The organism is Umezawaea sp. (genome assembly GCF_057122925.1).
Genome location: NZ_DBNGPQ010000026.1, coordinates 1 through 10,839, shown reverse-complemented (window position 1 = coordinate 10,839; position 10,839 = coordinate 1). Strand labels below are relative to the sequence as shown.

Sequence of the window (10,839 nt, the reverse complement as noted above, 5' to 3'; positions counted from 1 at the left end):
CCGGTCCCAGCGGTGGTGGCCGATTTGACTCGGGGACCCCTCGATTAGCCCCTTGATCGGGCTTGCGGGCAGGGGCGGTGGCCTGCCCGATCCACCAGGGCAAGGGGCAAATCCCCCGAGTAAAATCGGCCACTGCTCTAGGGAAGGCGTGGCTCCCTGTTCGTTGGGTCTGGTATCGAGACCAGGCTGATGATGTGGCGGGTTCTTGCAACCTTTTGTTCGGACGTTTGTTTTGTTACTGTTTTTTCGATTTCTTCGATCATTTTTTTGAATTCTTCTTCTGTTAGCCACACTGCTGCTTGGCGGTAGACGACTCCGTCCGCGGTCGAGACCGCGCCCTCGTTCTTCAGGTAGCGGTCGAAGTCGCCCAGCAGTGATGCCGTGAAGGCCGTGAACGCGCGGCGGTGGTCTTCACTGGTCATGGTCGCCCTTGCCGCCGGGTCCACCAGTGCTTCTTCCTTGCGCACGCGGTAGCTGCGTTCGATCGTGCCGCGCACCCGCTTCTCGTCCACGACCTCCAGCACTCCGCCTTCCGCCAGCGTGGCGACGTGGCGGTACATGGTGGCCGGCGCGATGTCGGGCAGGCGCTCCCGCAGTTGTGCGGTGGTGAGCGGGTCGGCGTCGTAGAGGGCTTGCAGGATGCGCATGCGCACCGGGTGCAGGAGGAGGTCCGCTGTGGCCATGGACCAATGTTCTCATGTGCGATAACGTTCTCATAGTTGAGAATATTTGTGCTGGGAGTGATGGGAGATGGGTGTGCGGGACGTCGAGGTGTCTCTCGCCGCTGATGACGGTGTGGTGCTGGCCGGGACGTTGACCCTGCCCGCCGGTGAGGGGCCGCACCCCGCCGTTCTGCTGTTGCACGGGTCCGGGCGGCTCGATCGCGAGGGCAACGCGGGCAGGGTGCGCCTCGGGCTCGGGTCGTCGTTGGCCGCCGCGCTGGCGCGGGTCGGGGTCGCCACGCTGCGGTACGACCGGCGCGGGGTCGGTGGTACGCCCGGTGACTGGCGGTCGGTGGGGTTCGACGACAACCGGCGTGACGCCGAGGCCGCGTTGCGGGCCCTGGCCGCGCGGAGTGATGTCCGGACCGGTGCCGTGGGCGTGGTGGGGCACAGCGAGGGTGCCGTGCACGCCATGTCGCTCGGCGGGTTGCCCGGGGTCGCGGCGGTGGTGTTGTTGGCGGGCTTCGCGCGTCGGGGTGAGGACGCTCTGCGGTGGCAGGCGGAGAAGGTCGCCGGTGGGCTTCCCGCGCCGTTGCGGCCTGTGGCGCGGGCGCTGGTCGGGCGGCAGGTGGCGCGGGTCGAGGCGAGCGGTGCGGACGTGGTGCGGGTGTTCGGGATGCGGCTGAACGCGCGGTGGATGCGGGAGATGCTGGTCCACGACCCGCGTTCCGCACTGGCGGCCGTTCGGGTTCCCGTGCTGGCGGTCACGGGTGAGAAGGACGTGCAGGTGGACGCGGCCGATCTGGACGTGATCCGCGACCTGGTGCCCGGCGACGTCGAGGTCCACCGGGTTCCGGACCTCACGCACCTGCTGCGCCTCGACCACGGGGTGCCGTCGGTGCGCTCCTACCCCCGGTTGCTGCGCGGTCCCGTGGACGCCGACCTGCTCGCGCGGGTGGCGGGGTGGCTCGCGCACCGATTGGACGAGGCGTCCCCCCATCGCTGACGCTGGGGCCGTGAACTCCGGTCGGTCGTGGTGGGTCGGGCTGGTCGCGCTGGTGACCGGCGTGCAGTACCCCGTGCTCGAAGCGGTCGCGGCGTCCGCGTGGACCGGTCCCCCGTACCGCTACCCCGTCGACTACATCAGCGACCTCGGCGCCTCCGGTTCGCCGCTCGCGGTGGTGATGAACGCGGCGTTCGTGCTCCAGGGCCTCGGGTTCCTGGTCGTGGGGCTCGTGGTCGCGAGGCGGGCCGGTGGAGCGCGGCGTCACCTGCTGGTCGTCTTCACCGCCTGCCACGCCGTCGGCAACGTCCTGGTCGCGGGATTCCCCAGTTCCTCTGGCTCGGTGCTCCACGTGGTCGGCGCGGTGTTGGCGATCGTGGGCGGCAACCTGGCCGCGATCACCGCGTCGCACGTCCGCTGGTTGGCCCTTCCGCCGGCGCTGGGGCTGGTGAGCGCGCTGTTCATCAGCCGGAGCGAGTTCCACGGGCTGTGGGAGCGCGGCAGCGTCTACTCGATCACGCTGTGGGAGATCGCCTTCGGCGTCGTCCTGCTCCTGGCCCACCGGCGGGAGCGGGCCGGGCGCCGCCTGGGAGAATCGGCGGCGTTATGAGCCTGGATACGGAGTTGGTCCTCGACTGGTTCGCCGACACCGCCCGCGACCTGCCCTGGCGGCGGCCGGAGTGCACGGCGTGGGGCGTGCTGGTCAGCGAGATCATGTTGCAGCAGACGCCCGTGGCGCGGGTGGAGCCGATCTGGCGCGAGTGGTTGGAGCGGTGGCCGCTGCCGTCCACGATGGCCGCCGCGTCGCAGGGCGAGGTCGTGCGGGCGTGGGGGAAGCTCGGCTACCCCCGGCGGGCGCTGCGGTTGCACGCCGCCGCGGCGGTGATCGCGGCCGAGCACGACGACGTCGTTCCGTCCGATGTGGACACCCTGTTGGGGCTGCCGGGCATCGGCGCCTACACGGCGCGGGCGGTGGCGGCCTTCGCCTACGGGCAGAAGGTTCCGGTGGTGGACACGAACGTGCGGCGGGTCGTCGCGCGGGCGGTGCACGGGGCCGCGGACGCCGGTCCGCCGTCGACGACGCGGGACCTCGCGGACGTCGACGCGCTGCTGCCCGACGAGCGGGCTGCCGTCTACTCGGCCGCGCTGATGGAACTCGGGGCGTTGATCTGCACGGCGCGCGCGCCGAAGTGCGCCGACTGCCCGGTGTTCGGCGAGTGCGCGTGGCAGATCGCGGGCCGCCCGGCGTACGCGGGACCGGTGAAGGTGGCGCAGAAGTTCGCGGGCACGGACCGGCAGGTGCGCGGGCTGCTGCTGGACGTGCTGCGCGGCACCAGCGAAGCCGTGCCGAAGGCGAAGCTCGACGTCGTGTGGTCGGACGCGGGGCAGCGGGACAAGTGCCTGCACTCGCTGCTGGTCGACGGGCTGGTCGAGCAGACCGCGAGCGGCCTGTTCGCGCTCCCCGGCGAGCACCGCTGATGGCGCAGGCGGTCGTCGTCCTCTTCGACGACGAGGCCGACGCGGCCGTGCGGGCGCTGTGGCGGCGGCTGCGGGAGGTCGGCGTGCCGACCGACGAGAAGTTCCCCCCGCACCTCACCTACGCGCTGGCGGGGTCGATCCCGACCAGGGCGCGGGCCGCCCTGCGGGAGGAGCTGGGCAGGCTCTGGCTGCCCGGCATGGCGCTGGAGAACCTGTCGTCGTTCGCCACCAGCGAGAACGTGCTGATGCTGGCCGCCGTCGTGGACGCCGAACTGCTGGCGGTGCACTCGGCGGTCCACGACGTGCTGGCGCGCAAGGTGAAGCACCCGTCGGCGTACCACCTGCCGGGCCACTGGGTGCCGCACTGCACGCTCGCGGTGGGCCTGACCGACGAGCAGATGGTGGCCGGTTTCGCGGCGCTGCACCCGGTGCGGCCGATCAGGGCGAAGGTCGGGCGGGTGTGCGTGGTCGACTCGGCGACCGGCGAGGTCGACGACCTGGGTTAGCTCAGGAACGCCTCCACGGCGCCGCGGAACACCTCCGGGGCCTCGTCGTGGACGACGTGCCCCGACTCGGGCACGAGCAGGTGCCTGCCACCGGTCCGGCGGGCCATCTCGGCCATCTGGCCGGGCCGCATCCCGCCCCTGCCCGCCTCGATCGCCAGCAGGGGGCAGCGGACCGCGTCGACGTAGTGCCAGTAGTCGCGGACGCCCCACTCCGCGGCGATCTCGTACAGGTCCTCGATGCGCGCCAGCAGGTGGTAGCCGTCGTCGCGCTCCTCGAAGAACTCCTCCACCCTCGGCACGTCGATCACCGACCGCACGTGCGCCAGCGAGCGGAACGGGACGGGCCAGGCGTCGAAGTACCACTTCCAGTCGTCGACGGACTTGCCGGTGTTGTCCGGCACGACGTCCTCCACGACGATCGAGCTCACCAGGTCCGGGTGGGTGGCGGCCAGCCCGAGCGCGTGCAGGCCGCCCATCGAGTGGCCGATCACGACGGCGGGTCCGAGCCCCAGTCCGACCACGGCTTCCGCCGCGTCGGCGACGAAGTCCTCGGTGCGCCAAGGGCCGCCGCGCGCGTCGCGCCCGTGCCCGCGGGCGTCGACCGCGACCACCCGGCCGTAGCGGGTGAGCCACCGCGCGACCGTCCACCACGTGGTGGCGCGGCTCATCAGACCGTGCAGGAGGAGGATCCCTCGACCGGATCCGCCGAACTCGATGGTGCCCATGCGTGCATCATTGCGGCATGGCTATCAGCTCCAAGGCGCGCCCGTACCTGCTGATCGTCGCGCTCGTACTGGTGGTCGTCGGTGTGGTGGTCGCCAGGATCCCGGAGGGGACCGACCGGTCCACGGGGACGTCCTCGACGTCGGCGCCCCCGCCCGGTCCTCCCGGCGCGGGCGGTGACGGCGCCGGTGACCCGTACTACGCGACGGACGGCAACACGGGCTACGACGTGGACCGGTACGACATCGCCATCAGCTACGACCCGGCGACGAAGCGGCTGGACGGCGAGGCCACGATCACCGCGAAGGCCACCGCCGACCTCGACCGGTTCAACCTGGACCTGCACGAGTTGACGGTCAGCGACGTGCGGGTGGGGGACCAGGCCGCGAAGTTCGCGCAGGAGGGCGAGCACGAGCTGGTGATCACGCCCGCCTCGCCGCTGCCCGCGAACCAGCCGTTCACCGTGGTCGTGACCTACGGCGGTGAGCCGCGGACGTTCGACGACAAGGCGCTCGGCACCAGCGGGTGGCAGATCTCGTCCTCCGGCGGGGCGTTCGCCGCGGGCGAGCCGCACTCCGCGACGTCGTGGTTCCCGGCGAACGACACCCCCAGGGACAAGGCGAGGTTCACGCTCGCGGCACGGGTGCCCAACGGCTGGTCGGTCATCGCCAACGGCCGCGAGGACGCCTCGTCGACCGCGGACGGCTGGACGACGTTCCGGTGGACCGAGGACACGCCGCTGGCGACGTACCTCGCGACCGTGGCGATCGACCGGTGGCAGGTCGACCGGTCGCAACTGCCCGACGGCACGGAGGTCGTGAACGCCTACGCGCCCGGCGCGGAGGGCAAGCGGGCGCAGCAGAACCGGCTGCCGGAGATCCTCGCGTTCCTGTCGGAGAAGTTCGGGCCGTACCCGTTCGACGAGGCGGGCGGCATCTACCTGGCCGACAACATCGGGTTCTCGCTGGAGACGCAGACGCGGCCGATCTACGCGCAGTGGGCCGACCTGGAGACCGTGGTGCACGAGAACGCGCACCAGTGGTTCGGCGACTCGGTGTCGTTGGAGAACTGGGCGGACATCTGCCTGAACGAGTGCTTCGCCAGCTACTCGCAGTGGATGTGGGCCGAGGCCAAGGAGGGCGCGAACCTCGACGACCGCTTCCGCGCCGAGGTCGAGAAGCGCCGGGACAGCACCACTTACTGGTCCCGCAAGCTCTACGACATGGGGCGGGGCAACGAGTTCCGCGGCGTGTACGACAAGGGCGTCCTGGCGCTGCACGCGCTGCGCAGGCAGATCGGCGACCCGGCGTTCGACCAGGTCCTCAAGGGCTGGACGTCCCAGCACAAGGACGGGAACGCGTCGTGGCCGGAGTTCGAGGAGCACGTGGAGAAGATCGCCGGGCAGGACCTCGCCGGGTTCTTCGAGGCCTGGTTCCGGGGTGACCAGCGTCCCTCCGACGAGTACCTGATGCCGGGCGCGTTGCGCCGATAGGCTGGGAACCATGGCAGTCGTGAAGATCAACGCGATCAAGGTTCCCGAGGGCGCGGGCCCCGAGCTGGAGAAGCGGTTCGCCGCCCGGCTGGGCTCGGTGGACTCCTCCCCCGGCTTCCTCGGGTTCGAGCTCCTCCGGCCCGTCGCGGGTGACGACCGGTACTTCGTCTACACCAAGTGGGAGACGGACGAGGACTTCGAGAACTGGAAGAACGGCGGCGCCCGCGAGGCCCACGCGGGCGAGCGCGCGAAGCCGGTGGCCAGCGGCGCCGACCTGCTCGAGTTCGAGGTCGTCCTCGGCTCCACGCCGACGAAGGATGCTTGACCGAGCCGCCGAGCTGCTCGCCCGTGCCGACGCGGTCCTCGTCTGCGCCGGCGCGGGCATGGGCGTCGACTCCGGTCTGCCGGACTTCCGGGGCGACCGGGGGTTCTGGCAGGCCTACCCGCCGTACGAGCGGCTCGGCCTGAGCTTCGTCGGACTGGCCGACCCCGCGCACTTCGTCGACGACCCGGCCCTGGCCTGGGGCTTCTACGGGCACCGGATGCACCTCTACCGCGACACCGTGCCGCACACCGGGTTCGAGCTGCTGCGCCGGTGGGGTGCCGAGCAGCGGGTGTTCACCTCCAACGTGGACGGGCAGTTCCAGCGGGCCGGGTACGCCCACGTCGCCGAGGTGCACGGGTCGATCCACCACCTCCAGTGCGTGGAGCCGTGCACGGACGACGTCTGGTCCGCCGCCGACCTGTCCGTGGCGGTCGACCCGGAGACCATGCGCGCCCTCGACCCGTTGCCGACCTGCCGCAACTGCGGCGGGCTGGCCCGGCCGAACATCCTGATGTTCGGCGACCACGACTGGATCGGCGACCGGAGCCAGGCGGCGCTGGACGAGCTGACGACGTGGCGCCGGGGGCTGACCGGGAAGTCGCTGGTGGTCGTGGAGATCGGTGCGGGGAGCGCCGTCCCGACCGTGCGGCGGCAGGCCGAGCTGGCGAGCGCGGCCACCGGGGCGCTCATCCGGATCAACCCGCGCGAACCCGAGGTGCGGCACGGGCGCGGGGTGTCGCTGCCGATGGGTGCCGTGGAGGCGCTCACGGAGTTGGCACGACGAACTTCGTGACCACCGCTCGGTGGTCGGTGCCGGAGATGGTCAGCACGCCGTAGGTGTCGACCGGGCAGCGGCTGTCGACCAGCACGTGGTCGATGGTCACCGGCGGCGGCCAGAACGCGCCCGAGGGCCACGTCGGCTCCAACCCCGCGCCGACCTCGTCGGCCGCGTCCACGTAGCCGTTGGCGAGGAGCCTGCGCAGGCCGACGTGGTCGAGGGTCGCGTTGAAGTCGCCCGCGAGGACGCGCGGCGGGCCGTTGACGTTCCGGTTCGGCAGCCCGGCCAGCTCCCGCTGCCAGGCTTCCGGCCCGTCGGTCACGACCGGCGGCGTCGCGTGCACGGAGACGACCTCGATGTCCTGCCTGCCCGGCAGGTCGACGAGCGCGCCGGGCTGCCGCATGGTGCCGGGCGGCGTCAACGCCTTGGCGGTCAGCGGGTAGCGCGAGGCGATCCCGGACCCGAACGCGCTCGGCGCGTCCTCGAACACCCGGTGCGGCAGGACCGTGCGGAGCCCGGCCCGGTCCAGCGCGCCGACCGACTCCGTCGTCAGCTCCTGGAGGGTCAGCACGTCGACGCGGTTGTCCCGCACGGCCGCCACGACGTCGACCGCGTCGGCCCGGCCGAACAGCATGTTGATCGACATCACCCGGACCTCGGTGCCGATCCCGTTCGGCCGGGAGTCGGGGAACGCCCTCGGCGCCACGGCCGCGACCATCACGATGGCCACCAGCAGCACGACTGTGCCCGCCGCCCACCGCCGCAGCAGCAGCGCGAAGCAGCCCAGCAGCACCCCTGCGGCCGTCGTGTACGGCGTCAGGGCGGTCGTCGCGACCGTGTAGCGGGTGCCGTCGATCCCCAGCAGCCGCAGTCCGGCCGCGCCGAGGAAGGCGATGGTCAGCAGGACGACGAGGGCCGACAGCGCACCGCCGCCCACCCGCCGTCGCCTGGGCACTTCGGTGTCGACCACCGGACCAGTCTGCCCGAGCGGCCGTCCTCACCGGCCGGGATTGGGCGGATGCGCAGGTCAGCGGGTGTGTGTGCCTGCGCAGGCAGCTAAAATCCGGCGGATGGACACCCCGCGCGCCCTCACCCCGCCCGAAGAGGACCTGTGGCGCGCGTTCGCCAGGGTCCTGAACGTCCTGCCGCGCGTGATCGACGTCGAGCTCCAGACCAAGGCCAACATCACCGCGCCCGAGTACGTGGCGCTGTCGAACCTGGGCGACGCCCGCCCGGACGGCCTGCGGATCAGCGAGCTGGCGGCCCGCGTCGGCCTGTCGGCCAGCCGGGTCAGCAGGCTGGCCGACAGCCTCGTGCGGCGCGGTGAGGTCGACCGCCACCAGGACCCCGACGACGCCCGCGGCCACCGGCTCACGATCACCGACGCGGGCCTCACCAGGATCGAGGCGGCCTGGCCGCACCAGGTCGACAGCGTTCGCCGCAACGTGCTCGACCACGTCGACGAGGCCGACTACGAGGTCCTGACGCGGACGCTGCGGGCCATCGTCGAGTAGGCGGGGGTCACGACCGGAACAGCCGCGGCTGCCCGTCCGACGCCGTCAGCCCGCCGTCGACCGGCAGGTTGACCCCGGTGACGAACCGGGCGTCCTCGCTCGCCAGGAACACGATCACGTCCCCGACCTCCTCGGCCTCGGCCGCGCGCCCCATCGGGATGGCCGCGGCGAACGCCTCGGACACCCCGGCCGTGGCGCGGAACGCGTCCGTCATCGCGGTCACGGTCAGGCTGGGGCACACCGCGTTGACCCGCACCCCGTCCCGGCCGTGGTCCAGCGCCATCGCACGGGTCAGGTTCGACACCCCGCCCTTGGCCGCGTTGTAGGCGACGGCGGAGTAGTCCCCGCCGATCCCGGCCACCGACGAGACGTTGACGATGTTCCCGCGCGTCTCCCTGAGGTGCTTCACGGCGGCCCGCGAGGCGAAGAACACCGAGTCCAGGTTGGTGCCGACGATGTGCCGCCACATCTCCGTCGTGGTCTCCTCCGCGCTGGCCAGTCCCGCCGCGCCCGCGTTGTTGACCAGCACGTCGAGCCGTCCGTAGGTGCGGGCCACCTCCTCCACGAACTCGGTCACGGCCACCTCGTCGGACACGTCGACGACCCTGGTGTCGATCTCCCCGGCCCGCGCCGCCACGGCGTCGAGCGTCGCCCTGGTCCGCCCGGCCACGACCACCCGCGCCCCCTCCGCCGCGAACCGCAGCGCCGCGGCGGCACCGATCCCCGACCCACCGCCCGTGACGATGACGACCTTGCCCTCGAACCTGCTGCCCATCGCTGCTCCCTTGGTCGGACCTCTGACCAGAAAACATCTGCGTGCGCACGCATATTCCCGGCCGGTGAAGTCCCCGGCCGTGATCCCCCCTGGACGCACCCCCCTGGACGTGCGAAGCGCCCCCGGCCGTGACCGGGGGCGCTTCGCGGTGGTGCTGTGCTGGTGGCGACTACTCGCCGACCGCCTCGTCACCGGCGGACTCACTGCCCGCGGACGCGGACAGCTCGACCGGCGGGGAGTCGGGGACGCGGTTGGGCTTGGGCTCGCCGCGGAAGACGAAGTGCGCCTTGTCGTCCGGGGTGCCTTCGCCGTCCCAGCCCTCGACGTCGGTGAGGACGATCTGACCGGCCGTGAGCTCGCCGAACAGGATCTTCTCCGACAGGGCGTCCTCGATCTCGCGCTGGATCGTGCGACGCAGCGGGCGAGCGCCGAGCACGGGGTCGAAGCCACGGGTGGCCAGGAGCTTCTTGGCCCTGTCCGTGAGCTCGATCGCCATGTCCTTGTTCTTCAACTGCGCCTCGACGCGGTTGATCATCAAGTCCACCATCTCGATGATCTGGTCCTGCGTGAGCTGGTGGAAGACGATGATGTCGTCGATGCGGTTGAGGAACTCCGGCCTGAAGTGCTTCTTCAGCTCGTCGTTGACCTTGTTCTTCATGCGCTCGTAGTTCGACGCGCCGTCCTGGCCGGTGGTGAAGCCGAGCCCCACGGCCTTGGAGATGTCCGACGTGCCCAGGTTGGACGTGAAGATGATGACGGTGTTCTTGAAGTCCACCGTCCGGCCCTGACCGTCGGTCAGACGCCCGTCCTCAAGCACCTGGAGCAGCGTGTTGTAGATCTCCTGGTGCGCCTTCTCGATCTCGTCGAAGAGCACGACGGAGAACGGCTTGCGGCGCACCTTCTCGGTGAGCTGGCCGCCCTCTTCGTACCCGACGTAGCCGGGAGGGGCACCGAACAGCCGCGACGCGGTGTACCGGTCGTGGAACTCACCCATGTCGATCTGGATGAGCGCGTCCTCTTCGCCGAACAGGAACTGCGCGAGCGCCTTGGACAGCTCGGTCTTACCCACACCGGACGGGCCGGCGAAGATGAACGAGCCGGACGGGCGCTTCGGGTCCTTCAGACCCGCACGCGTGCGGCGGATCGCCTTGGAGACGGCCTTGACGGCGTCGACCTGACCGATGATCCGCTTGTGGAGCTCTTCCTCCATGCGGAGCAGACGGGTGGTCTCCTCCTCGGTGAGCTTGAAGACGGGGATGCCGGTCCAGTTCGCCAGCACTTCGGCGATCTGCTCGTCATCGACCTCGGCGACGACGTCGAGGTCACCGTCCTTCCACTGCTTCTCGCGCTCGGCCTTCTGACCCAGCAGGGTCTTCTCGGCGTCCCGCAGCTTCGCGGCGCGCTCGAAGTCCTGCGCGTCGATGGCCGACTCCTTGTCCCTGCGGACGTCGGCGATCTTCTCGTCGAACTCGCGCAGGTCCGGCGGAGCGGTCATCCGGCGGATGCGCATCCGCGCGCCCGCCTCGTCGATGAGGTCGATCGCCTTGTCCGGCAGGAACCGGTCGTTGATGTACCGGTCGGC

The 10,839-nt window shown here is 71.1% G+C and carries 13 protein-coding genes; 8 read left to right on the top strand and 5 right to left on the bottom strand.

Going from position 1 to position 10,839, the window contains the following annotated elements; all coding sequences use genetic code 11:
• Positions 1–137 precede the first annotated feature (137 nt).
• Positions 138–683 carry a helix-turn-helix domain-containing protein gene (locus AC156L_RS03895; RefSeq protein ID WP_330874986.1) on the bottom strand — a complete coding sequence of 182 codons (546 nt, stop codon included), beginning with the start codon at positions 681–683 and terminating at the stop codon, positions 138–140.
• A gap of 67 nt (positions 684–750) precedes the next feature.
• Here AC156L_RS03895 and AC156L_RS03890 point away from each other — a divergent pair, with 67 nt between their 5' ends.
• From AC156L_RS03890 to AC156L_RS03875, 4 genes are read left to right on the top strand one after another with little or no spacing between them, the layout of a single operon-like run.
• Positions 751–1,668 carry an alpha/beta hydrolase gene (locus tag AC156L_RS03890; protein ID WP_330874985.1) on the top strand — a complete coding sequence of 306 codons (918 nt, stop codon included), beginning with the start codon at positions 751–753 and terminating at the stop codon, positions 1,666–1,668.
• A gap of 10 nt (positions 1,669–1,678) precedes the next feature.
• Positions 1,679–2,275, top strand: coding sequence for a DUF998 domain-containing protein (locus tag AC156L_RS03885; protein WP_330874984.1), 597 nt, complete (start codon positions 1,679–1,681; stop codon positions 2,273–2,275).
• Positions 2,272–3,144 (top strand): HhH-GPD family protein, encoded by an 873-nt coding sequence (locus AC156L_RS03880; protein ID WP_330874983.1) that lies wholly within the window; start codon positions 2,272–2,274, stop codon positions 3,142–3,144. The genes AC156L_RS03885 and AC156L_RS03880 overlap by 4 nt, the downstream gene beginning before the upstream one ends.
• The gene (locus AC156L_RS03875; RefSeq protein WP_330874982.1) at positions 3,144–3,650 is read left to right on the top strand and encodes a 2'-5' RNA ligase family protein; all 507 of its coding nucleotides are present in this window, start codon (positions 3,144–3,146) and stop codon (positions 3,648–3,650) included. The genes AC156L_RS03880 and AC156L_RS03875 overlap by 1 nt, the downstream gene beginning before the upstream one ends.
• Here the strand turns inward: AC156L_RS03875 and AC156L_RS03870 are convergent.
• The gene (locus AC156L_RS03870) at positions 3,647–4,375 is read right to left on the bottom strand and encodes an alpha/beta fold hydrolase (RefSeq protein ID WP_330874981.1); all 729 of its coding nucleotides are present in this window, start codon (positions 4,373–4,375) and stop codon (positions 3,647–3,649) included. The two genes, AC156L_RS03875 and AC156L_RS03870, sit on opposite strands and share 4 nt — an antisense overlap.
• 17 nt (positions 4,376–4,392) lie before the next feature.
• On the opposite strand from AC156L_RS03870, the gene AC156L_RS03865 reads away from it, so the two are divergent.
• Genes AC156L_RS03865 through AC156L_RS03855 form a run of 3 tightly spaced genes read left to right on the top strand, consistent with a single transcriptional unit; the run spans position 4,393 to position 6,983 of the window.
• Positions 4,393–5,865 carry a M1 family metallopeptidase gene (locus AC156L_RS03865; protein WP_330874980.1) on the top strand — a complete coding sequence of 491 codons (1,473 nt, stop codon included), beginning with the start codon at positions 4,393–4,395 and terminating at the stop codon, positions 5,863–5,865.
• 10 nt (positions 5,866–5,875) lie between these two features.
• Positions 5,876–6,190 carry an antibiotic biosynthesis monooxygenase family protein gene (locus AC156L_RS03860; protein ID WP_330874979.1) on the top strand — a complete coding sequence of 105 codons (315 nt, stop codon included), beginning with the start codon at positions 5,876–5,878 and terminating at the stop codon, positions 6,188–6,190.
• The gene (locus AC156L_RS03855) at positions 6,183–6,983 is read left to right on the top strand and encodes an SIR2 family NAD-dependent protein deacylase (RefSeq protein WP_330874978.1); all 801 of its coding nucleotides are present in this window, start codon (positions 6,183–6,185) and stop codon (positions 6,981–6,983) included. Before AC156L_RS03860 ends, AC156L_RS03855 begins: the two co-directional genes overlap by 8 nt.
• Here AC156L_RS03855 and AC156L_RS03850 read toward each other — a convergent pair.
• Complete coding sequence (locus AC156L_RS03850; RefSeq protein WP_330874977.1) at positions 6,955–7,938, bottom strand: endonuclease/exonuclease/phosphatase family protein; 984 nt, start codon at positions 7,936–7,938, stop codon at positions 6,955–6,957. The two genes, AC156L_RS03855 and AC156L_RS03850, sit on opposite strands and share 29 nt — an antisense overlap.
• A gap of 100 nt (positions 7,939–8,038) precedes the next feature.
• On the opposite strand from AC156L_RS03850, the gene AC156L_RS03845 reads away from it, so the two are divergent.
• A complete protein-coding gene (locus AC156L_RS03845; protein ID WP_330874976.1) occupies positions 8,039–8,482 on the top strand; it encodes a MarR family winged helix-turn-helix transcriptional regulator in 444 nt (147 codons plus the stop codon).
• 7 nt (positions 8,483–8,489) lie between these two features.
• Here the strand turns inward: AC156L_RS03845 and budC are convergent, their stop codons facing one another.
• Positions 8,490–9,257, bottom strand: a complete 768-nt coding sequence (gene budC / locus AC156L_RS03840; protein WP_330874975.1) for a meso-2,3-butanediol dehydrogenase — start codon at positions 9,255–9,257, stop codon at positions 8,490–8,492.
• A 169-nt stretch (positions 9,258–9,426) separates the two neighbouring features.
• The coding region (locus AC156L_RS03835; RefSeq protein ID WP_484406598.1) for an AAA family ATPase at positions 9,427–10,839 on the bottom strand (1,413 nt) is incomplete at its 5' end.

Coding starts and splice junctions, on each gene's coding strand:
- AC156L_RS03895 (WP_330874986.1), bottom strand. CDS start 683: ATGGCCACAGCGGACCTCCTCCTGCACCCGGTGCGCATGCGCATCCTG.
- AC156L_RS03890 (WP_330874985.1), top strand. CDS start 751: ATGGGTGTGCGGGACGTCGAGGTGTCTCTCGCCGCTGATGACGGTGTG.
- AC156L_RS03880 (WP_330874983.1), top strand. CDS start 2,272: ATGAGCCTGGATACGGAGTTGGTCCTCGACTGGTTCGCCGACACCGCC.
- AC156L_RS03875 (WP_330874982.1), top strand. CDS start 3,144: ATGGCGCAGGCGGTCGTCGTCCTCTTCGACGACGAGGCCGACGCGGCC.
- AC156L_RS03870 (WP_330874981.1), bottom strand. CDS start 4,375: ATGGGCACCATCGAGTTCGGCGGATCCGGTCGAGGGATCCTCCTCCTG.
- AC156L_RS03865 (WP_330874980.1), top strand. CDS start 4,393: ATGGCTATCAGCTCCAAGGCGCGCCCGTACCTGCTGATCGTCGCGCTC.
- AC156L_RS03860 (WP_330874979.1), top strand. CDS start 5,876: ATGGCAGTCGTGAAGATCAACGCGATCAAGGTTCCCGAGGGCGCGGGC.
- AC156L_RS03855 (WP_330874978.1), top strand. CDS start 6,183: ATGCTTGACCGAGCCGCCGAGCTGCTCGCCCGTGCCGACGCGGTCCTC.
- AC156L_RS03845 (WP_330874976.1), top strand. CDS start 8,039: ATGGACACCCCGCGCGCCCTCACCCCGCCCGAAGAGGACCTGTGGCGC.
- budC (WP_330874975.1), bottom strand. CDS start 9,257: ATGGGCAGCAGGTTCGAGGGCAAGGTCGTCATCGTCACGGGCGGTGGG.